The organism is Gordonia sp. w5E2, assembly GCF_036540975.1.
Classification (GTDB): Bacteria; Actinomycetota; Actinomycetes; order Mycobacteriales; family Mycobacteriaceae; genus Gordonia; species Gordonia jacobaea.
The window spans coordinates 4,532,558-4,553,764 of sequence record NZ_CP144213.1 but is presented as its reverse complement, the minus strand read 5'-3'; the positions used below and the strand labels follow the sequence as shown (position 1 = coordinate 4,553,764).

Genomic DNA, 21,207 nt, shown 5'->3' with positions numbered 1-21,207 from the left:
AAGGTGTGTCAGTGGAAAGAATCCGCACCTTCCAAACAGCTAATTGATCCAAAAATATGCAGGATGTGGGATCCTGTACTTGTGGTCTCCCTGGAAAACGTGCTTCCGGGAATCGTCGACGCGCATATGTTGCAATGGAATCCGCGTCAGACTCCTTGGCGGGCAAAGGGCCTCGCGCGGGTACGACGACTCACGCCGTGGCTCGGCGAACGCGCATTCACCCTGCTGGTCTCGCAGGCCGACAGAGAATACGTTCTGACGCCGTCGGTCATCGCGCGCCCCTACGAGACCGAACACTATGTCAAAGACATCGCGGGAGTGCCCACGGTCGCAGGCGCCGCGATCGACACCGTCATCGTCGCTGATTCCCACTGGCGGGCATACGCGGGCGACATCGACATGATCTCCGACGTCGAGGCCGAGGAACTATCGGAAACCCGCTACACGATCGGACTTCCCTTCGGTCGCGACGGTGCCCCGCGGCTGGGAGCGATCATCGTGCACGGCGATCCGAGTTCGCCCAACTTTGCGACGCAACTCGACGCACAACTCGACATCACGCCTCTCGTGCGCGCAGTCCGAGTGCTTGCAGCACGCCATCCCGATCCACGCGTCCGTGATTCGACGCCGGATGAGGGTCTGCTGGCGTCGACGTCCGCACTACGCGGCTTCGGTGAGGCGGTGCGTCGGGGCTTGGTGTTGGAGGCGTTTGTCTATTCACATCAGCTCTACGACGTGATCAGTTTGGCGCGCGAGTATCCCGAGGCCACGGTCGTCGTCGACCACATCGGAGCGCCGGTGGGTGTTTTCGGGCCGATGGGTGTGCGGACCGGCAACACCGCCGCGGCGCGTGCAGACATCATGCGCCTGTGGCATGAGCGGCTGGTGAGCCTTGCCGCGCAACCGAATATCGTGATGAAGCTGTCCGGATTGGCGATGCCGATTCTCGGTTACGGACACGACCCCCACGGCAACATCGGGAGCCGAAAGACCCTCGCCGAGATGATCGGTCCTCTCATCGGGCACATGGTGAGCCATTTCGGATCGGAACGACTTCTCTTCGGGTCAAACTTTCCCCTCGACCGGCCCAATGCGACGATGTCGATGGTCGTCGGCGCACTCCTCGACGTACTCAGTCCGTGGGGCGACGATCTCTTGCGAAAGGTCCTCCGCGACAACGCTCTACGTGTGTACAACGTCGACGACGCCCCTCACGGCCAGGCGTGAGGGGCGTCGTACGAAAGAACTGCTATTTGTCCTCGGGGCCCTCCGGAACCGGAGGCTCGGGCATGACGGGATATTCGCCGGTGTAGCCCTGACGCTGCGCCGCGAGTGCCAGCACCTTCGACCGGCAGGCATACCAGCCCGCGACCAGCAGCGGCGCTCCGACGATGATCGCGATGAGATTCCAGATGTCGTCGTAACACATCAGGACGACCACCGCCGCGAGGAAGATCAGCGTGGCGTAGCTGGTGTACGGCGTGCCCGGCAGTCGGAATGAAGGCCGTGTGAGTATGCCCTTCTTCTCCCACCGGTAGAGCTGGATCTGACAGGCGACGATCATCGCCCACGTGGAGATGATTCCGAGCGCGGAGAGATCGAGCGCGATGTTGAAGGCGTCTTCGGGAACGAACAGGTTGAGGATGACGCCGAGGAAGGTCAGCGCTCCGGTCAGCGCGATGCCGCCGAACGGAACGCCGTTCTTGTTCATCTTGCCGGTGAATGACGGTGCAGTTCCGTTGAGCGCCATGGAGCGTAGGGTGCGGCCGGTCGAGTACAGGCCTGCGTTGAGACTCGACATCGCCGCGGTGAGCACGACGAGATTCATGATGCCGCCCGCCGCCGGTACGCCGATCTTCGAGAAGAAGGTGACGAACGGACTCTCGTCCGCCTTGTAGGTGGTGTAGGGCAGTAGGAGGGCGAGAACGATCAGGGAGCCCACGTAGAACACGGCGATACGCAGGATTACCGAGTTGATCGCTCGCGGCATCACTTTCGCGGGCTCGGCCGTCTCGCCCGCAGCGGTGCCGACCAATTCGACTGCGGCATAGGCAAAGATGACGCCCGACGTCACGATCACCAATGAGAACAATCCCGTGGGGAACAGTCCGCCGTTGTCGGAGATGACGCTGAACCCGGTCGATGCGCCTTCGATGTCGAAACGTCCTGCGAGGAAGACGATTCCGACGACGAGGAATGTCACGAGTGCGGTGACCTTGATGATCGACGCCCAGAATTCCATCTCACCGAAGAGTTTGACCGAGATGATGTTCATGGTCAGCACGATGCAGAGGGCGATGAGCGCGATCAGCCATTGCGGGATCGCACCGAACATCCCCCAGTAGTGCACGTAGAGTGCCACGGCGGTGACGTCGACGATCGCGGTGGCGGCCCAGTTGAAGAAGTAGAGCCAGCCGGTGACGAATGCTGTTTTCTCACCGAAGAATTCGCGCGCGTAGGAGACGAAGGATCCCGACGAGGGTCGGTGGAGAACGAGTTCGCCGAGTGCGCGGAGGATGAAGAAGACGAAGACGCCGCACACGGCGTAGGTGATGAACAGGCCGGGGCCTGCGTCGTGAAGGCGGGAACCAGCACCCATGAACAGGCCGGTTCCGATCGCGCCACCGATGGCGATCATCTGGATCTGTCGTGGTTTGAGCGCCTTCTGATAGCCCTCGTCCTCGTGAGCGAGCGCTGAATTGTCGTACTGCGTCGTTGGTTCGGCTGTCATGGCTCCCCGTGCGCTTGTGGACGATAGACCGTGTGGACAACTTGGACGGCCCCTGACGCTATCGGCTCTTCACTACGTCGAGATGACGCAGAATGTTAACGATCTCGACACCCAATGGCCGTCGATTTGACGGCGCGCTGGCCCAATTGTGTTGAGACGCGGCCCGAATGCCGATTCGATGTCCGATTTAACAATCGAACAACTGTGTCGTGTGTCACATATCGAAAGCGGGTCGGGCGTCTCAGAATGTCGCTCGGGCGCCGCTCTCAGGGGCGACGCCACGGCCGGCGCCCCGCGGCGGGCTGAGGGACCGGGACGTCGCGAAGGTTGCGGGCGACGATGTCGGCGAACTCGCTACACGTCGAGTAGCGATCTGCCGGCTTCTTGGCGAGGGCCTTGGCGAATACCGAATTGAGCGCCGACGGAAGCCACGGTCGACGTCGGGTCAGCAACGGCGGGTCGTCGCGCAAATGCGCGTTGGTGATGCCGAACGCCGTCGCACGTGGGTAAGGCGGAGCGCCGGTGAGGAGTTCGGTGAGCGTGCAGGCGAAGGCGTATTCGTCGGTTGCCGGTGAGAGTTGCTTGGCCTGAAGGAGTTCCGGAGACGCGTAGGCGATCGATCCTTGGACTCGGCCGTTGCGCGCGAGTGGCCGATTGTCGTCGACGAGCTGCGCGATGCCGAAATCGGAGAGCAACGCGTCGGTGTCGGGGCGCGATGAGGTCAGCAGGATGTTGGCGGGCTTGACGTCACGATGCAAGACGTCACGGGAGTGCGCGAAATCGATTGCCGCCGCGATCTGTTTGGCCACATGGACAATGGTCGGTACTGCCGGTTCGGTCGTCGGCGAGGGGATCAGGGCAACAGCAGCGGGGCCGTCGACGTATTGCATGGCGATCCACAGCGTCGGCGGAACACGGTCTGCGGGGACGCCGAGAGCCTGTGCTCGGCGGTTCGTCTGTGCGTCGGGTTGGATCTTCCCGCGCGTGTACATCTCGACGATGTTCGGGTGGTGGAGTCGGGATGCGATGGTGAACTCACGCTCGAAACGTTCGGCAGCGCGGGTATTGCCGGTTTCATCGGAATGCAGCACCTTGAGCGCCTCAGGGGTGCGCTCGTCGCCACGGTGAACGCGGTACACATCAGCACTACTGCCGCTACCCACCAGCGCATCGATGGTGTAGCCGGCCACGTCGCTTCCCGGCTGGTACACCTCGTCAGGGTATCCGCGCGGTGACCATCGGGTGGAGCTGCGGTCCGATGGGCATCGTTCTCACCGAATGAGCGGTCCGTCCAACACGCTCATCGATGATGGGCACGAAGCCTAGGCTTGGGATTATGAGCAGTGCGCCACTCGACGAACTGATCGCCTCGCTCGGCGATCAGATGGTCGTCACCGACCCCGACATCCTTGCCGGCTACCGCCACGATCGTGCCAACGATCCCGACGCAGGCACGCCGATGGCACTCATCCGCCCCGTGACGACGGCCGACGTCCAGGTCGTCGTGCGATGGTGTGCCGCTCACGGGATTCCGGTGATCACCCGCGGCGCCGGAACGAGTTTGTCCGGCGGGGCCACGGCGGTCGACGGTGCCGTGATGCTCTCGACCGAGAAGATGCGGAATCTGACGATCGATACCGCGACCCGCACGGCGGTGTCGCAGCCGGGCCTGTTGAACGCCGAGGTCAAAGCTGCCGCCGCGGCACACGGCCTCTGGTACCCGCCCGATCCGTCGTCGTTTGAGATCTGTTCCATCGGTGGAAATGTCGCCACCAACGCGGGTGGACTCTGTTGCGTGAAGTACGGCGTCACCACTGACTATGTGCTCGGACTCGAGGTCGTCCTCGCCGACGGCCGCGCGATCAGGATCGGCGGCAAACAGCTCAAGGATTCGGCAGGGCTGTCGCTGACGAAGCTGTTCGTCGGCAGCGAGGGTCTGCTGGGCATCGTCACCGAGGTGACGCTGCGGCTGCTGCCGCCGCAGGCGTCGGCGTGCACGGTGGTCGGAACGTTTGCGTCGGTGCACCACGCGAGTGAAGCGGTACTCGCGATCACCGCCAAGATCCGACCGGCCATGCTCGAATTCATGGACTCTGTGTCGATCAACGCCGTCGAGGACATGCTCAAGATGGGTCTCGATCGCGAGGCCGGAGCACTGTTGGTCGCCCAATCCGACGCTCCGGGACCAGCGGGCATCGCTGAGGTGGAACTGATCGAGAAGGCGTTCTCCGGGTGCGGAGCGACCGAGGTGTTCGCGACGTCCGACCCCGCCGAGGGCGAGGCGTTCACCGCTGCGCGCCGCGCGGCGATTCCTGCCGTCGAACGGCTCGGATCGTTGCTGCTCGAGGACGTCGGGGTCCCGCTGCCGGCCCTGCCGGAGCTGATTGACGGGGTCGAGGCCATTGCCGCGCAGAACAAGGTGATGATCTCGGTCATCGCGCATGCGGGCGACGGCAACACGCATCCGTTGATCGTGTTCGATCCTGCGGACGCCGACGAGAGCGCGCGTGCGCAGACGGCCTTCGGCCAGGTCATGGATCTGGCGATCGGTCTCGGCGGGACGATCACCGGCGAGCACGGCGTCGGGCGATTGAAGAAGGGATGGCTGCCTGATCAGCTCGGACCCGATGTCATGGAACTCACCGCGAGAATCAAAGCTGCCCTGGATCCGGAGGGGCTACTCAACCCCGGTGTGCTTCTCTAGGGTGAAACAACACCGGTCCGCATGTCGCAACGCCCCCTCTGTGCTGCGACATGCGGACCGGGATCGAGCACAGCTATCGTCTTCAAGTGGAAGGCGCTGACTCCAAGTTTGTACCGCTGAGGACACTGTAATCACCTTTTGCACAACCATCCATCGAGAATATCCGGACAATTGTCAATCTCAGGTTGATAATGGGAGCTATGACGAGTTCATCTGATCGTGACCTGGACCTTCGCCGTCTCAGAATGTTCGTCGAAGTAATCGAAGCGCCGTCATTACGTGTTGCTGCCGAGCGTCTGTTCATCTCGCAGCAGGCGTTGTCGTCGGCGATCAGGGATCTCGAGCGGCAGCTCGGCGTGCAGCTGTTCTCGAGGTCGCGTCGATCACTCACGCCGACTGCTGCCGGGACAGCGCTGTACGAGGGTTCGGTCCCACTGCTCGCCGGTGGCTCGCACCTTGCGTCGGAAGTGCGGATGGTCGACGCACAGAATCCCGACCCCTACGTGATCGGATACACCCAGGGCCTGGCGCCGTCGGAGGTCTTCCAGGTGATCGAGGGGGCGGTACAGGAGGACTCGACGATGCCGATCACCGTCCGTCCGGTTGCCGCGGAATTCATTCGTGAGGAGTTGCTCGCCGGGAGCATCGACCTCGCGCTCGCGCGCACGGTCGAGGCTCCGCCAGACCTTGCGGGTGCCATCGCGACAAGTCACGAACTGCGTCTTGCCGTCAATGCGCGCCACCCGCTCGCGCAGAACGAGACCTGCGCGATGAAGGATGTCGCGTCGTGTCAGATCGTGATCTCCGAGCTCGAGCCCGACTACACCAACATGATCGTGTCGTACTGCCGTCGCGCGGGCTTCGAACCCGAGATCATCGTCTCCAACCTCCGCGGCACTCCGCCGCACACGTCGGTGATCGCACATCCGCAGGCGGTCGCGTTCGTCACCAACCAGCCCGGATGGCTGTACGACGACCAGATCCGCGTCATCTCGTTCGACAATCCGCCGCTGACCCCCGTCATGGCGATGTGGCTGCCCAATACCGCGCCGCGGATGCGCAACCGCATCCTCGACGCCGTGGGTGTCAGTGCCGTTGCAGAATCGCAGTGAGATCTGCACCGACGGGAAGCGTGCCGTACTCGGCCCCACGATCGTTTCCCAGTCGAGCCTCGATAAAGGCATCCGAGACAGGCGTCGGCGAAAACCGAACCAGCAGTGAGGCTTCGAGAGCCAGAGCCATGGATTCGACGACGCGCCGCGCTCGACGCTGAGCCGACGACGCGTCGAGTGTTGCCAACTCGGAGAGCTGCGCACGGACGTTGTCGAGGTGAGCGTCGAGGATTGTGCTTGCGCCCCGTGCGAGGTTGACCTCCGCATCGAATGCGGCGATCGATTCGGGTTCGCGTGTCATCGCCCGCAGCACGTCGAGTGCGATGACGTTGCCCGAACCTTCCCAGACGGCCATCACCGGCTGCTCGCGGTAGCGCATAGCCAAGGGGAAATCCTCGGTATAACCGTTTCCGCCAAGGCATTCCAGTGCCTCGTAGGCGTGGTGCGGGCCGCGCTTGCAGATCCAGTACTTGGCGACCGCTGTGGCGAGACGGCGGAAGGCGCGTTCGGTGTCGTCGGCATCCTCGTCGTGTGCCCGAGCGAGGCGCATCGCGGTGACGGTTGCGGCTTCGGATTCGAGTGCCAGGTCGGCGAGCACTGCCGCCATGGCCGGTTGGTCGGCGAGTGTCGCTCCGAATGCCGCGCGATGGCGGGCGTGCCAGGTGGCCTCGGCGACCGATTGCCGCATACCCGCAGCGCTGCCGAGCACGCAGTCGAGTCGCGTCTGGGCGACCATCTCGATGATCGTGCGCACTCCACGTCCCGGCTCGCCGACCATCAATGCGACGGTGCCGTCGAGTTCGATCTCGCTCGACGCGTTGGACTTGTTGCCGAGCTTGTTCTTCAGGCGCTGGATGCGGAACGAGTTGCGGGTGCCGTCGGGCAGGATTCGGGGGAGGAGGAAGCACGAGAGTCCTTCTCCGCCAGCACCTTCTGCCTGAGCGAGGACGAGAAACGCGTCTGACATCGGTGCCGAGCAGAACCACTTATGACCGGTCAGCAGGTACTCCGCACCCGGGCCGCCGGCCCCGACTGGTCGGGCGACGGTGGTGTTGGCACGGACGTCGGAGCCGCCCTGCTTCTCCGTCATCGACATGCCGAAGATTGCCGAGGGCTTCTCGGCCGACAGTTCGGGAGAATAGCTGCGCGACAGCGCCTTTGGCACCCACTGGGCCGCGACGTCAGGTTGCAGTTCCAGCGAGGGGATGACCGCGTGCGTCATCGACACCGGGCACGCGTGGCCCGGCTCGATCTGTCCGAAGAGCATGAAGATCGCCGCGCGGGCGACATGTGACCCGGGCTGCGGGTCGGCCCAGCAGCGGGTGTGCGCACCGTGCTCGACGGCCGCGGCGATGATGCGGTGATAACTCGGGTGGTACTCCACCTCGTCGATCCGGTTGCCCCAGCGGTCGAAGGTGTGCAGTTCGGGTGTGATGGTGTTGGCCTGCTTGGCGTCGTGCTGGAACTGCGCGCTGCCGACGAGTGTGCCCACGTCGGTGAGTTCGCTTGTGGCCCAAGCAGCGTCGTGCCGGTTGACGGCTTCGACGAGCACGGTGTTGAGCTCGTACTCATTGATGTCGACCCGCGGGGCCGACTGGTTGAACACCGTGTGCGTCACGTGCGGCCGCGGCTGCGTGGTCGGGGTGGTGGAGGTCATCGTGATGCCTTTCGTCGATCGCCGCGCGGGCCGGGTTGCTCCCGCTGCCCACGCTGGTCGAGCTGCTTTCTCCGCTGGTCGAGCTTGTCGAGACCACCTAGCCGAGCCTGGTCGAGCTCCGCCCGCTGGTCGAGCTCCCCTCGCTGGTCGAGCTTGTCGAGACCACCCGGCCCAGCCTGGTCGAGCCCTCCCCGCTGGTCGAGCTGCCTTCTCCGCTGGTCGAGCTTGTCGAGACCACCCAGCGGCGCGTTGAGAACCTCCTCGGAGATGCCGAGGTTCGTGAAGATCACCGTGACCGCGTCGGTGAGTGAAGGCCCCAGACTGTCGTCCGTCGCCGACTTCTGCACCGCCAGACCGAAAATCGCCGACCAGAACGCCTTGGCCTCGACGCCGATCGAGGCGCGCAGTTGCCAACCGGTACGCACCAGCTTCTGCATGAGTGCTTCCTCGCCGCGCTCATGCAGAGTATGCAGCGTCGTGGTGATGAACTCGCGCAGGTCAGGCCGGCGCGATACGAGAAGCATTGCTGTGGTGAACATCTCGACGCCCCGGAGTTCCGGTCCGAGCAGCGTGGTCACGAGTGTTTGAGCGTAGTCGCGGACAGTCGGAGTGGCCTCGGCCGCCTCCTCGGCATGGCGCCCCGCGCGGAGAACCGCGGCGCACGCCACCTCGACGAAGAGTTGCTCCTTCGAGCCGAAGTAGTACGTGACCTGGTTGGGAAACGTCCCCGCGCGTTCACAGATCTGCGCGACCGACGCGGTCTCACCCTCCGTGCGGAACACCTGGTCGGCGGCGTGCAGCAGCGTCTGGCGCGTCTGCTTCCCCGCGCTACGCGTCGCACGCGGCGGTGTAGAAGAAGCCACGCCACCTCGCTATTTGTATGCCCGACAAGTTTGTATGTCACACAATAAATGCGCTCGATGCCGAGGTCAATGGGAACGAACTGTGAGATCCGCGCCTAGTTTGAATATTCCGGATCTATCGTGACCTTGTTTGTACTTGTCCGCGTGTATCGGGCCCGACGGTCGGGCGTCGACGTCTGGCGCCGCGGAGCGGTCCGGTGTGGTCGAGTCAGCCGACGAGGCTACATTCCGCGAGCGTGCGTTTGAGCGGGGTTAAAGGCGCAGTACTGAAAGCGACGGACCTTCAACCCCGTGGTTCCGGGCAGTGAAACGTCGCGAGACCAGCCGCCTTCTCGCGCGCTGTATTGGGGTCCTCGTCGAAAGAACAGTAGGCGGTTGGAAGAAGAAAAATGTCGAATTGTGCTGCGGGACAACGGAGATAAGAAGGCTATGAGGGGCCTGGGGGCACTCCTATATACGTCACCAATGGTGAGTGTACCGGGCGATGGCAGTTCGACCGAGAGCGGAAGCGAGAGGGCCCGTTGCTTGTTCTGCAGCCATAAACTCTCTCACTCAGCGTGGTCGACCGTCTGTGGGCGGCGTGGACAGGACTGCCATCGCGCGGAGCTTTGACGAGATCGCGTGCCACGGCCGGGTCAGGAGGAGGTGAACCGGTGCGTCGGGGCGCCCGGCGGATGGGTCAGTTCCGGACGCGACTGAGACGTTCCCATCAGATAGTCGTTGCGGAGCAACGCAGTCGCGACGACCCTGCTCGGAGGACCCAACGGTCCGACCACCACATAGCGCGGCACAACCGTAAGAATGCCACTCTGAGGGACCGAAACCGATCCCGGCGAGGTCGAATCCGGAATAGATCAAATCCCCGAAGAACTGGGGGCCATTGTTTCGATGCCGAGCAGACTTGTTCACTCAACGTCGAAGAGTCACCAGCTCGCCTAGATGTACTGACCGGGGACGTTGATCAATCGTGAGAAGGGCGGCTGGCCTCCGCAGGCGGTGTGTGGTCGGTGCTGGTTGTACTCGTGGAGCCAGTCGGGGAGGGCATCGCGGCGTTCGTTCTCGCTCGTGTAGCAGCGCGCATACGCCCAACCGTCGGCCATGGTGCGGTGAAATCGCTCGACCTTGCCGTTGGTCTGTGGGCGGTATGGCCGCGTTCGCTTCGGAGTGATCGATAGGGCCTCGCACGTGTCTCGCCACAGGTGAGAACGGTACGCACCACCGTTATCGGACAAGATGCGCTCAATTGCGACCCCTCGGTCGGCGAACCACTCGACCGCTCGATGCAGGACTCCGACGGCGGTGACAGCGGATTCGTCGTTGTGAACCTCGGTGTAGGCGACGCGCGAGTGGTCATCGATGATGGTGTGCACGAACGCATACCCGAGCTTGGGGTTGCGCCACTTGTTCTTCGGCTTGCCGGGAGTGACGGCACGATTCCTCGATCCTTGACGTCGCCCGGCGTATCGCCAGCTCCCACCGTCGGGGATGTTCCCAAGCTTCTTGACGTCCACGTGCACGAGTGAGCCAGGGTGGTCGTGTTCGTATCGGCGGATTGGCTCGCCGGTGGCACGGTCGACGTAGGAAAGTCGATTCATGCGCGCGGTCGTGAGGATGCGGTGGACCGTGGCCGGGGCGATGCCGAGTCGGGCTGCGAGTTGAATAGGCCCTTCCCTCAGGCGCATTCGTAGGCTCACGCACCGTTTTGTCGTCTTCTTGCTCGTCTTGTTCGGCGAAGACTTCGGCCGTGACGACCGGTCCTGCATCGGCTCGCCAGCAAGGTAGCGGTCGACCCACCGCTTCACGGTTGGCCACGACACCTGGAAGCGGGCAGCAACTTCGCTGATCGGCCATCCTTCCTCGATGACGAGGCGTGCGACTCGTAGACGATGACGTGGGGTCAGCGCGGCATTGCGATGACTCAAAGTGCCTCCTGAGATAGATCGGTGGCCGGCCGCGTTTGCGACCGGCCACCGGATGATGGAATTGGAGTAGAGATCTCTACTCGGCGCCTTGCGCTGCATGGAAGGTGAGTGCTGGCTCGAGCCAGGACTCGAGCCCAGGTCCCTGGAGTGCGGCCTGCTCGACGCTGATCCAGCCGTCGCCCATGGGGCGATCTGCGCCCATGAGCGCAGGGTGAGCACCAGGGCGGGTGAGCAGGTCTTCCGCGTCAGTGGGGTCGATGCGTAGCAGGAGCGTCCCTTCCCGACGAGCGGCGACAACCATCCGGTCCTCGACCATGAACGACACTCCCCCGAACATCGACACCTCACGAGGGTTGCGAGCTCTTAGCGCGTCACGAACTCGCTCGACCAGGTCCTTCTGTGCCGTCATCGTCCACCCTTCTCGATGTACTCGGGGCCGCTGTAGTGAAGGTTCAAGGACGCGATGCGTCCGCCGTCGAAGGTGAAGAACTCCGCGAAGGTCATGGGACCGCCGGGCATGGTCGCCGTGTAGAGCACGGCGGAGCTGTTAGTGCCGTGCACGTCGTGGATGATCTCGATCTGCTTGACCGTCGCGATGAACCCGGCGACCCCGCCCAGGAAGCCATCGGTGGCGTCGGGGAGGTGTCCAGCGAGGGAGCCCGTGAAGTCGAGGTGGTCATCCAGCAGAGGCCGTAGGTCAGCCCCGTCCTGGTAACTGTCGATGCCGGACTCGAGGATCCGGTAGTAGTCCTTGAGTGTCTGAGGTGCGGCAGAAGACAGGGTGGCGGGCATGGCTCTCCTTGGTGTGAGAATGGTGCTTGATACTTTCAAGCAGGCACTTGATAAAGTCAAGGGGGTTCAGGTGAAGTCCTACGGACAGCTTTGCTCGATCGCTCGCGCCCTGGATGTCGTCGGTGACAGGTGGACTCTCCTGATCGTGCGTGAGCTGCTGATCGGGGGAGCATTGCGCTTTGGTGAAGTCCAGCGCGGCCTGCCTGGCATCGCGACGAACCTGCTCACCCAGCGCCTGCGGGACCTCGAGACCAACGGTGTCGTCGCCCGCGAGCCCGCCCCAGGAATCCCGGGCACGCCAACGTATCGGCTTACCGAGCGTGGCCGGGCCCTGGACGGAGTGCTGCGCGAGCTTCTGAAGTGGGGTGCACCGACGGTTCCAGAGGCGCCGAGTGATGCGATCTTCCAGATGCACTGGCTCAGCCAACCGGCACGCTTCCTCCTCGCGGATCACAGACCGGACGAGCCACCGATCGTGATCCGGTTCGGCACCTTCGACGACGGCTTCGACCTCACCGCCGCCGACGGGACCATCACGGTGAACCCTTGCCAGCGCGATGTCAGCCCCCTGGCGCGTGTTGCAGGCCCCGGGCCGGTACTGGTTGCCCTCCTGCAAGGCGCAATGCCTCTGCCCGCCGCTATCGCGCATGGCGTGGATGTCACCGGCGATGCCGCGACCCTGACGCGAGTTCTACCGGCGCCGCAAGCGTCGACTAACGTCCCCGGTCAGTACATCTAGACCAACATCCGCGCGGCGAATGGCGCGCAGTGCAATGTCCGAGCACTCTGATACCACTAACAGACCACCAGCCGATGAGGAGACATCATGGTCGACGCGATCGACAACATGCTCGCCCACGCCAGCTTCGGCGCGGTGTTCCTCACCGTGTGGCTCATGCTCGGTGCGGCGACGTTCGCGTTCAGCGTCCTCGTCGGGTTCCTCGTGCGCCGACCCCGCCCGGGTCACTGGCTGGCGCCGATCGGCCCGGGCTACCGGCCGCGGTGGGTTCCCGCGCGGACCTGGAGCCCGATCCTGCTGCGCGCTGCGTTCGCCGCCGCGGTCGTGATGTTCTTCCTGCTGCCGCTGCTTATGCTCGCGGCGTTCGCCGGCGTCGCCGGCACCAGTGCCCGCCACACCCCGTCGGCACCCACCAGGTGGTGACCTCGCTCTAGCGGCCCCGACCGCGCGGCCGATCCGGCCGCGACTGGATTGATGCGCTCTGCTCGCCGCGCCCCCGGTAAGGCCGTGAGGCGGCGATCTGTCCGGACGGGCCGGCCATCGGGCCCGCGGCCGCAGCCTCCGACCGGAACGTTTCTGCGGTTCCCCCGGCCCGTCGGTGCATGATCATCGCCCGGAACACTGCGGCCGCTTTCGCGGGATCTCGGGTGTCTTGGGTGGCGGCCAGGGACCCCGGCGCGGTGTCGCCCAGGCGCACCACCCCGGGTGCAAGCTCGGCGGCGAGGAACGATGAGTCGGTGGTGGCCATCGCGACGTGGCGGGCGGCGTGCACCGCGGCGGCGTCGATGACGCGCCAGTCGATGTCCCATCCGGCGTCGGCGAGGTAGCGGTGGAAGAACACCCGCTGGCTTCTGGAGTTCCCGTCGATGAACGGGTGAACACCGGTCAGCTCACCCCAGTGATGGGCGGTTGTGGCGATCGCTGATTCCCGGTCGACGGGGGAGGGCCGCTCGGTGGTGATCCCGCCGAACACCCGGTGCAGCTCGCCGGCCAGGAACGCCGGCCGACAGTGCGCCATACCCATCGCCTGGGTGTCGGTAGAGCGCAGCTGCCCGGCCCATGGGTAGACGTCGTGGAGAATCCAACCGTGGATGTCGCGCAGGGTGTCGAACGTGAAGTCACCGCCGGCAATCGCGGGATTTTGCTCGAGCTCGGCCACCCGGACGTAGGCCATGCGGCGCTCGAACTCCTCGAGGTCGGTGACAGACGAGAGGCCGGGCAGGTTGTCGCGAACCTGCCCGGCCTCGTCGCCGGATGATGAGGACGTGGTCACTAAGAGTGGCGTGACCGGATTTCGGCGAGAACCCTGGCGGCTTCCTGCTCGGGGGTGGTCTCGCCGCGCAGCACGCGCAGGGCGGCGGCCCGGTCAGCATCGGTAGCCACCATGCCAGCCATTTCGTGGCCGGCATCGGCGGCGGCGAGGATCTGTTCATCGGTGCGTGTGGTGGTGGCCATCAGCAATCACCTTCCTGTGGTGGTTCACGGTTGATTCTACCTGCTCACCGGGTGTTACCGGGGCTATCGGTCATGGTGGTGTCCTCACTCGAACAGTGGTGGTTGCGTGGCGGCGGCCGCGGCGTCGCTGCGGGCGATGTAGGTGGCGATCCAGTTCTGGATCTCAGGCAGCGACACGTTGAATTCGTCGGCGACCGCGGCCAGGGGCAGGCCGTCGATCTTGTGGAGGTCGTGGGCGAGGCGCTGACGGTATTCGTCTGTTTCGTGGCCGTATTCGGTGTCGGTCATGGTCATTGTCATCACTCCACTTCGGTGAGGGCTTGGCGGCGGGTGAGCCATTCGGATTCGGCGCGTTGCTGGTATCGGGTGAGCTGCGCCCAGTGCCCGGACAGTTCCTCGATCGGTGCTTCTTGGCGGCGCTGGTCCATCGCGGTGAGCAGTGCGGTGTAGCCGCGGCGGTACCACCCGTCGATGACGCAGATAGCGAGGTAGGGCACCTGGCCGGCAACAGCGACCGGCCGGTGGGTGGGAGCGACCAGGCTGAGCATGGTCTGCTGGGCGCTTCGGGTGCTGAACTCGCCCTGCCCACCGGTCGCCAGCAACTGCGCATTGACCAGAGCAGGAGAGGGTGCGGCGTTCGTGGCGACGGCGGCGATCGCTGCGAAGATACGTGCGTGCTGGGGAATCCAGAAGTGTTTGGTGTCGAGCTGGGCGGTCACGGCGCGTGCGATGGCCGGCGGAGCCCACATCAGCGCGGACAGTAGTTCCTGTTCGAGGTCGGTGGCGACGTCGATCTCCGCTTCGGGGTCGTCTCCGAGTGATCCGACTGAGGTGTAGGCGTCGTCCTCGACGAGGTCGTCGACGTCGGCCGACGGGATCTCCTCGACGGGTAGCTCGCTCAGTGTGGCGGTCATGTCGTCGTCACTCCTGTCGGGGTCCGGGTCGATGGGGTCCATGAGGGAAATTGTCAGGCAGCTACGGCGCGGGTGGCGTCTTCGTGGGCGAGGCGCTTGTCATCAATTGCCATGCCAGATCAGTCCTTTCACGCGGCCTGGGCGGCAAGTGACTTGATGTGGTCCAGGCGGAAGCCTCCCCAATGCTGTTCGCCGGCGACGACGACGGGGGCCTGGAGGTAGCCGAGTGACAGGACGTAGTCACGGGCGTCGGAGTCCTGGGTGACGTCGACCACGCGGTAGGTCAATCCGTGCTTGTCGAGGGCTTTGTAGGTCGCATTGCATTGCACACATGCGGGCTTGGAGTAAACGGTGATGTCGGGGTCCTCATTCATTTTCTGTGACCTTCTTTCGGGGAGCGTGAACGTCTGTGATATACGTTCGATTATATCTCGTATTGTGTTGCGGCACAACATGTATTGCCCATTTTGTGATGTCTTAATGTGTCTTTTCCTGTTGGCTGCCGATCACGTGCGAGTTGTGTTTCTGTCCATGTAATGGAGCCGGGTAATTGGCGCGAAATAAGCGGTATTGAGCGGTAGCGAAATGGAGCGCGTGCCAATCAGTTGGTGGAATGTAATTGACAGGGGCGCGGCTCGTGCTTGTGATAATCCGGCGGTCAGGGAAGGCCATCGCGCGCGGCGTGTGGCGACCACGCGTGACTGCCTGGCGCGGGCTCGATGCCCGCGCCAGGCAGATCCGGCACGGCCCGGCCACCTGGGAGGGGTGGCCGGGCGTTGCTGGGTTAGGGGGTCTCGTTGTTGTCGGTGTGTGGTGGGCGGTGGCCTTGGATTTCTTGGTAGGGGATGGTGCGGCGGATGAGGCGGCCGCCGTAGGGTGCGGGGGTTTCGACGCTGACGGTTTTGGCGTTGGCGCGGACGACGGGGACCCAGCCGTGGAAGCGGATCTTCACCTGGTCGCCTTTGGCGATGGTGTCGCGGCTGTAGTCGCCGGTGTGGCCGGCGGCGATCTGGTCGGCGCGGACGGCGCGCCAGTAGGCGATGTCGTCGGCGCGTTGGGCCATGCGCTCGGTGATGGCTTGGCGGTAGTCGCCGGTGGCGGCGGTGGTGGTTTCGGTGAGTTTCTGGCCTCCGGGGAGGTTGGCGACGGTGCGGGTGTGGCCGTCGAGTCGGCGTTGGTCGGCGCGTTGTTCGGCTTCGAGTTTGTCGATGCGGTTGGCGACGGTGACGGGGTTGTAGCGGTGTTCGGTTGTGCGGCTGGCTACGTGGGCGCGGCGTTCGGCTTCGTCGGCGTCGTTTTGGGCGTGCACTGCGGTGCCGATGCTGTTCCATGCTTTGTCGAGTGCGTTGCGGTGTCGGCGTTCGCTGTGGTGGCCGACGTGGACGGGTTCGCCGAATGGTGGGAGTGCGGCGGTGGCGTCGTGGTGGCGTTGCCATGCGGTGTCGGCCTGGTCGTGGCGGCGTGCTGCTTTGGCGTCGAGGGCGTCGGCGCGGTCTTGTTGGCGTTGGGCGCGGTCGGCTTCGACGGTGGCGGTGTCGCGGTGGGTGTTGTCGATGTCGAGGGTGACGGTGTGGCCTGCTTGTTCGAGGGCGGCGCGGGCGCGGTCGATGATGTGGGTGTTTGGTTGGCGGTCGCGGCTGTGGGGGATTCCCCAGGTGCCGAGTGTGCGAAACCACCGCCACCCGGCGCTTTTCAGGAGCGCATTTGTGCCGTCGCCTTTGCTGGTGCCGTCGATGAGGGTTCCGTCGGCGTGGGTGTGGGTGATGGTGAGGTCAGCCATGTCGGGGGTCCTTTCGGTGCTGGGGTTAGTCGGTGGTGGCTTCGATGGCGGCGCGGAGTCGGCGCAGGGTGTCGTCATCGAGTGGTGGCGGTGGTGGTGGCCTGTGCCGGTGGCGGCGTCGGGGGAGTTGGTAGACGGGTGCCTGGTCGTTGCTGACCCAGGGGACGCGGCGCGGCTGGTCGGTGGTGGTCTCGTCGGTCATGGGGCGGCTTAGCCTCGATCCACCGATCGGCTTTTGCGGTGTGGTGAAAAGTGTTGAGCACGTTCGGCCTGGGTGGCGGGCATGAGTCAGTTGCCGATCTCTGATGTCGGCTTGTTTCACCGGGTTTCGGGATCGAGGCTGTTGGGCCGGGGTGGTTAGGGCCAGGTTGGCGGTCTTCGGTGAATAGTGTTGTCGAACAACAGGTTCCATTCGGTTTCCCACGGCCATCGGGCGGGTAGGTGCATGGTGATGCGCCGGGCTGAGGACGCGATACGCGCCGGAATGCAGATCAGGGTGCGGCGGACCGTGGATGTGGTGGCTTTGGCCAGACGCCCGCCGCTGAGGCTGGCGGCAGCACGAGTCAGGTTGAACGCGATGACCGCACACACCAGCCAGGCGGCGTTCGCGCAGAACTTTCCCGACGGCAGATGCGCGAGCGCGGAGGCTTTGAGATCGGCGTGAACTTGTTCGATGACCGCGTGGGCGCGGTGGGTCTTGTCGGCGGTGACGGTGTCGAGGTCGCTGGTGGTGAAGAAGGCGTGGAATCGCCACACATCGAACAGGCCGTCGCCCTCGGGTCGGAAGTCGGGGATACGGCGCACCACCAGCCGCCCGGGAACCTGCAGCGCTTTGGCTTTGGAGGTGAACGCGGTGAACGCTATCTCGGCGACCTCGGCACGTGAGATCCACAGTCCGGTGTCCGCGTCGAGAATCGCGTCGGTGTACTCGATCTTTGTCCACGCATCGGCTGCGATCTCGCTGATCGCCGCACGTATCCGCAAGTCTTGGCGCACGGTGACCGATACCTGGGCGCCGGCACCGATCGCAGCACTGACGGCGCGGTGACCGTAGAACGCTGAATCCGCCCGCACCAGCACCGGCCCCGACGCGTCAGTCGACCGCAGACGCCGCACGCTAGCTGTACTGACCCGGAACGTTAGGTACAGAGTTCGGCGAGTCGACGTGACATAGGGAAGACCTCCGAGTGAGGTGTGGAGCTGTCTAAGAACCGCTCCTCAACCCGGAGGTCTTCATGTCCCACCGTAATTCACCGCTGTCCCCGACTGGCCGGTTGCGTCTGGCTCGGTGTGTTGTGGACGACCGGTGGCCACTGCGCCGCGCAGCTGACCGGTTCAACGTGTCAGTCACCACGGCCAAGCGATGGGCGGATCGCTACCGCGACCACGGGCCGGCCGGAATGGGTGATCGGTCCAGCCGGCCCCGATCGTGTCCGCATCGCACCAGCCGGCGCCGGGAACGCCGGGTCGTCGGGTTACGCGTCTCCCGCCGCTGGGGGCCAGCCCGGATCGGATACCACCTGGGGTTGAACGTCTCCACGGTGCACCGCATCCTCACCCGCTACGGCTGCCTACGACTGTCGTGGATCGACCCGGCAACCGGGGCGCCGGTACGTGCCCGCAGACGCGAGATTCGCCGGTACGAACACCAAGCGCCCGGAGACTTGATCCACGTCGACATCAAAAAGCTCGGCAGAATCCCCGACGGCGGTGGACATCGCGTACACGGCCGCGCCCAGGGCACCCGCAACTCCAGTGCCCACCGCGAGCCTGGACGAACCCGCAAAGTTGCTGGCCGCCCCAACCTGGGGTACGCGTATCTGCATCACGCCGTCGACGACCACTCCCGCTACGCCTACTCCGAGATCCTCGCTGATGAGAAGAAGGAAACCGCGACCGCGTTCATGACTCGGGCGTTGGCGCACTTCGCCTCGATCGGTGTCACCACCGCGCGAGTGATGACCGACAACGGGTCGTGTTACCGGTCCCGCATATTTCGGGACTTGTTGCACGACAACAAGATCAAGCACAAGTGGACCAGACCGTACCGGCCGCAAACCAACGGCAAGGTCGAACGATTCAACCGGACCCTGCAGGAGGAATGGGCCTACGCCCGTCCCTACCTCAGTGAAACCGAACGCGTCGCGGCCTTCCCCGAGTTCCTTCGCATCTACAATCACGAACGCGGCCACACCGCACTCCGAGGCAACTCACCCGCCGACCGCGTACCCAACCTGTCGGGTCAGTACAGCTAGCCAGTGTGTCGGCGATCAACCGATGGGCTCCGCGGGCGGAATTGCATGCTCCTTTGCGTAGTCGTTGAGCAGCGATCACCGGTGCACCGTGGGCGGTGCTGATGGTGGTGATCGCCGAGTTGAGCCCCCGTACCCGGGTGTAGCCGAACCCAGCGCCCTGTTTGGCCGGGCCGTGGACCTCGATGATCGAGTCGTCGATGTCGACCATCACCGGCCCGTCGATCCCGGCCAGTACCGGGGTGTGGGTGTGCAGGCCAGCGAGCGTGCGGGCGGCGATCGCATCCAATTGCCGGACATGCCCGAACCGGAACTCGCGCAGAAACGACCCCAACGTCGACGGGGCATACGGATGGTCGAACACCTTCCCCATCGCACCGTGCCGCAGTACGGCCATGTCATCGATGCTGTCGGCACCGGCCACCATGCCCGCGACCAGCGAGAACACCTTCCGATCCGGATTGGCGCCCTTGTCGGTCGGCACCGTCAGATGCTCGAGAGCCAACCCCGACAGGCCCGCTTGCTCGGCCAACGTCATCACCGGCACCAACCCCGCCGCGCCGAGGAGATTCGGATCATCACAGGATGCAGACCGGACCGGATGACTGTGAGACAATCGCATCTACGAGATGCCCTTCTGCGTGCACGGATGGAAACCTAGACAATTCCCATTCTGTCACTCAGACAGGGCATTTCGTCTATCCCTCACCGCCCAAACGAATACGAATCGGTGGATCGAGGCTTAGCGTGCGCTGGTGTGGCCGTGGTGGCACATGAATGGGTCGGCGCATGGCTCGCCGGTCTTGGTGTGGATCCGCTTGGCCGACAGATGGCCCCGCCGGTACTCGGCACGGCGGTTGACGACCCACTGACCGATCGCGAACCCGTCGATCGTCGCGCCGCGGGGAGGTGAGCTGGAACCATGCATGGCGGCGTAGCGGTGCAGGTGGGCGATCCCGGTGTCGAAGAGACGGTCGTAGGCATTACTACGGCTGGTCGAGCCAGCCTCATGCTCGTTCGACGTTGCGGGACAGCCTGTTTCAGGTCGGTCTATGCGGGGGTCCACTCGAGTCCGAGGAGGGTCAGGGCGCGGGCCAATTGTGGATCCGCGGCGTCGATGGGGCAGTGGTCGACCACGTCGATGTGGGGGCTGATGTCGGGGTCGGCCGCGCGTTCGTAGAGCGCCCACATGCGCAGCTGGTCGCCGTGGCGAGAGTCGAACTCGATCCCGTCGACCGCTGCCTGTCCGTGGTCGGTGAGGGCGTAGAGCCAGCGGGAGATGGCCTGGGTGAGACCGCGGGGTCGCCCGTCCCGTAACGCGGCGGTGTCGAGGTCATCGAGCCCGTAGCGGATCGCGAGCGGACGAAACACCGTTCGCAGGGTGGCGAGGCTGTCCGGAGCAGCGGGCACCGCAAACCGTCCGGTCAGGGTGGCGTGGCCGAGCATCCTTGCCTCACACCACGATCGCGGGACGCGCCCGGGCGGCAGCGTGGGATGGTCCTGCTCGTCTTCGTCGTCGACGACGATGTCGTCGAGCTCGGCGATCAGTTGCGGGCTGGGTCGGGCGAAGGCGAGGACTTCGAGGTAGCAGGCCAGGGGAGTGTCGGCGCAGTACAGGGTGCGCCACACCCCGTCAGGGTCGTCCCACCGGCCGGCGAAGCGGCCGTCGGTGGCGTACTCCCACGGCGTCCACTCCCACGGACTGGGTGCGTACCCGACCCGATAGATGGGCGTGGCGGCCCGGATGCTGGTGGTGATCGGGCCGTGCAGGGTGCCGATCGTCGACGTGCGGGGTTGGTTCATCCCACCGCGGCGAACTGGCGGGCAGCGTTGAGTACCTGGGGGCCGACGTCGGCGAGGTCGCCGTCGCGCAGCAGCAACGCCGGCGCCCGGTCGTCGAGGACCGGGTTGAGGCCCTGGAACCAGGCTTGTGCGACGGCGGGGGTGTCACGTTCGGTGATCAGGCGGGCGGCGCGGTAGGCGATCCGGAGCCGTTCGACGTCCTCGGGGTTGGCGATGGTGCGGGTGCCCTCAGCCCACTGCCGCACCGCCCGGGTCTCGCTCACCCGACCCAGGTAGGCCACGAGCTTCGCGCCGAGCAGATCGCGCAACGCAGCCACGAGTTCGGGCTGCGACATACGGGCCGCTTCGGCGTAGGCGGCCAAATCCGGCCGGGGATGCGCTGCTGTCATGGTGATCACCTCAGATCCCAGTATAGATCCCATCCCGTGTGACAGCTAGACACCAGCGGGATTGCCCGCCGCGAACCCCTCGATGGTCGTAGTG

Annotated in this window: 22 protein-coding genes and 3 pseudogenes; 6 read left to right on the top strand and 19 right to left on the bottom strand. The window is 64.8% G+C overall.

Annotation, left to right across the window (positions count from 1 at the left end):
• Positions 1-63 precede the first annotated feature (63 nt).
• A complete protein-coding gene (locus tag RND64_RS20700) occupies positions 64-1,227 on the top strand; it encodes an amidohydrolase family protein (protein ID WP_083444452.1) in 1,164 nt (387 codons plus the stop codon).
• A gap of 22 nt (positions 1,228-1,249) precedes the next feature.
• On the opposite strand, the gene RND64_RS20695 is transcribed toward RND64_RS20700, so the two are convergent.
• Positions 1,250-2,731, bottom strand: a complete 1,482-nt coding sequence (locus RND64_RS20695; protein WP_049700458.1) for an amino acid permease — start codon at positions 2,729-2,731, stop codon at positions 1,250-1,252.
• Positions 2,732-2,997: 266 nt separating this feature from the next.
• Positions 2,998-3,942: a serine/threonine-protein kinase gene (locus RND64_RS20690; protein ID WP_049700459.1), complete on the bottom strand. Its 945-nt coding sequence runs from the start codon at positions 3,940-3,942 to the stop codon at positions 2,998-3,000.
• A gap of 125 nt (positions 3,943-4,067) precedes the next feature.
• Between RND64_RS20690 and RND64_RS20685 the strand changes: the two genes are divergently transcribed.
• Positions 4,068-5,435: an FAD-binding oxidoreductase gene (locus tag RND64_RS20685; protein WP_049700460.1), complete on the top strand. Its 1,368-nt coding sequence runs from the start codon at positions 4,068-4,070 to the stop codon at positions 5,433-5,435.
• 200 nt (positions 5,436-5,635) lie between these two features.
• A complete protein-coding gene (locus RND64_RS20680) occupies positions 5,636-6,547 on the top strand; it encodes a LysR family transcriptional regulator (RefSeq protein WP_268760686.1) in 912 nt (303 codons plus the stop codon).
• Here RND64_RS20680 and RND64_RS20675 read toward each other — a convergent pair.
• From RND64_RS20675 to RND64_RS20655, 5 genes and pseudogenes are all read right to left on the bottom strand, one after another.
• Complete coding sequence (locus RND64_RS20675) at positions 6,522-8,204, bottom strand: acyl-CoA dehydrogenase family protein (RefSeq protein ID WP_049700462.1); 1,683 nt, start codon at positions 8,202-8,204, stop codon at positions 6,522-6,524. The genes RND64_RS20680 and RND64_RS20675 overlap by 26 nt on opposite strands.
• Positions 8,205-8,443: 239 nt before the next feature.
• Positions 8,444-9,067 (bottom strand): annotated as a pseudogene (locus RND64_RS20670) (TetR/AcrR family transcriptional regulator C-terminal domain-containing protein); the annotation flags it as partial.
• 935 nt (positions 9,068-10,002) lie between these two features.
• Positions 10,003-10,989 carry an IS481 family transposase gene (locus RND64_RS20665; protein ID WP_227918561.1) on the bottom strand — a complete coding sequence of 329 codons (987 nt, stop codon included), beginning with the start codon at positions 10,987-10,989 and terminating at the stop codon, positions 10,003-10,005.
• 76 nt (positions 10,990-11,065) lie between these two features.
• Complete coding sequence (locus RND64_RS20660; protein WP_005177612.1) at positions 11,066-11,398, bottom strand: TfoX/Sxy family protein; 333 nt, start codon at positions 11,396-11,398, stop codon at positions 11,066-11,068.
• Positions 11,395-11,781: a hypothetical protein gene (locus RND64_RS20655; protein WP_005177618.1), complete on the bottom strand. Its 387-nt coding sequence runs from the start codon at positions 11,779-11,781 to the stop codon at positions 11,395-11,397. The genes RND64_RS20660 and RND64_RS20655 overlap by 4 nt, the downstream gene beginning before the upstream one ends.
• Between RND64_RS20655 and RND64_RS20650 the strand changes: the two genes are divergently transcribed.
• On the top strand, positions 11,780-12,520 hold the full coding sequence (locus RND64_RS20650) for a winged helix-turn-helix transcriptional regulator (protein WP_231894080.1): 741 nt from the start codon (positions 11,780-11,782) through the stop codon (positions 12,518-12,520). The two genes, RND64_RS20655 and RND64_RS20650, sit on opposite strands and share 2 nt — an antisense overlap.
• A gap of 87 nt (positions 12,521-12,607) precedes the next feature.
• The gene (locus RND64_RS20645; protein ID WP_005180278.1) at positions 12,608-12,943 is read left to right on the top strand and encodes a hypothetical protein; all 336 of its coding nucleotides are present in this window, start codon (positions 12,608-12,610) and stop codon (positions 12,941-12,943) included.
• 7 nt (positions 12,944-12,950) lie between these two features.
• Here the strand turns inward: RND64_RS20645 and RND64_RS20640 are convergent, their stop codons facing one another.
• From RND64_RS20640 to RND64_RS20605, 8 genes and pseudogenes are all read right to left on the bottom strand, one after another.
• Positions 12,951-13,793, bottom strand: a complete 843-nt coding sequence (locus RND64_RS20640; RefSeq protein ID WP_005180276.1) for a Fic/DOC family protein — start codon at positions 13,791-13,793, stop codon at positions 12,951-12,953.
• A complete protein-coding gene (locus RND64_RS20635; RefSeq protein ID WP_040519563.1) occupies positions 13,793-13,975 on the bottom strand; it encodes a hypothetical protein in 183 nt (60 codons plus the stop codon). The genes RND64_RS20640 and RND64_RS20635 overlap by 1 nt, the downstream gene beginning before the upstream one ends.
• An 84-nt stretch (positions 13,976-14,059) precedes the next feature.
• Positions 14,060-14,269 (bottom strand): hypothetical protein, encoded by a 210-nt coding sequence (locus RND64_RS20630; protein WP_005180271.1) that lies wholly within the window; start codon positions 14,267-14,269, stop codon positions 14,060-14,062.
• Between the two features lie 5 nt (positions 14,270-14,274).
• Positions 14,275-14,931 (bottom strand): DnaB-like helicase N-terminal domain-containing protein, encoded by a 657-nt coding sequence (locus tag RND64_RS20625; RefSeq protein ID WP_005180269.1) that lies wholly within the window; start codon positions 14,929-14,931, stop codon positions 14,275-14,277.
• An 86-nt stretch (positions 14,932-15,017) separates the two neighbouring features.
• Positions 15,018-15,263 carry a glutaredoxin-like protein NrdH gene (gene nrdH / locus RND64_RS20620; protein ID WP_005180267.1) on the bottom strand — a complete coding sequence of 82 codons (246 nt, stop codon included), beginning with the start codon at positions 15,261-15,263 and terminating at the stop codon, positions 15,018-15,020.
• 410 nt (positions 15,264-15,673) lie between these two features.
• Positions 15,674-16,669: a DUF3560 domain-containing protein gene (locus RND64_RS20615; protein ID WP_049701078.1), complete on the bottom strand. Its 996-nt coding sequence runs from the start codon at positions 16,667-16,669 to the stop codon at positions 15,674-15,676.
• Between the two features lie 25 nt (positions 16,670-16,694).
• Positions 16,695-16,871 carry a hypothetical protein gene (locus RND64_RS20610; protein WP_157227934.1) on the bottom strand — a complete coding sequence of 59 codons (177 nt, stop codon included), beginning with the start codon at positions 16,869-16,871 and terminating at the stop codon, positions 16,695-16,697.
• A gap of 155 nt (positions 16,872-17,026) precedes the next feature.
• Positions 17,027-17,791 (bottom strand): annotated as a pseudogene (locus tag RND64_RS20605) (transposase); the annotation flags it as partial.
• Positions 17,792-17,904: 113 nt separating this feature from the next.
• Between RND64_RS20605 and RND64_RS20600 the strand changes: the two are divergent.
• Entirely contained in the window at positions 17,905-18,924 is a 1,020-nt protein-coding gene (locus RND64_RS20600; protein WP_168699674.1) for an IS481 family transposase, read from the top strand.
• On the opposite strand, the pseudogene RND64_RS20595 reads toward RND64_RS20600, so the two are convergent.
• The 4 genes and pseudogenes from RND64_RS20595 to RND64_RS20580 all read right to left on the bottom strand — a co-directional run.
• Positions 18,920-19,543, bottom strand: a pseudogene (locus RND64_RS20595) (IS1380 family transposase); the annotation flags it as partial. The gene RND64_RS20600 and the pseudogene RND64_RS20595 sit on opposite strands and share 5 nt — an antisense overlap.
• A 120-nt stretch (positions 19,544-19,663) precedes the next feature.
• Positions 19,664-19,987: a helicase associated domain-containing protein gene (locus RND64_RS20590; protein ID WP_005180240.1), complete on the bottom strand. Its 324-nt coding sequence runs from the start codon at positions 19,985-19,987 to the stop codon at positions 19,664-19,666.
• A complete protein-coding gene (locus RND64_RS20585) occupies positions 19,972-20,724 on the bottom strand; it encodes an RES domain-containing protein (protein WP_005180242.1) in 753 nt (250 codons plus the stop codon). Before RND64_RS20585 ends, RND64_RS20590 begins: the two co-directional genes overlap by 16 nt.
• The gene (locus RND64_RS20580) at positions 20,721-21,113 is read right to left on the bottom strand and encodes a hypothetical protein (RefSeq protein ID WP_005180243.1); all 393 of its coding nucleotides are present in this window, start codon (positions 21,111-21,113) and stop codon (positions 20,721-20,723) included. Before RND64_RS20580 ends, RND64_RS20585 begins: the two co-directional genes overlap by 4 nt.
• Positions 21,114-21,207 lie beyond the last annotated feature (94 nt).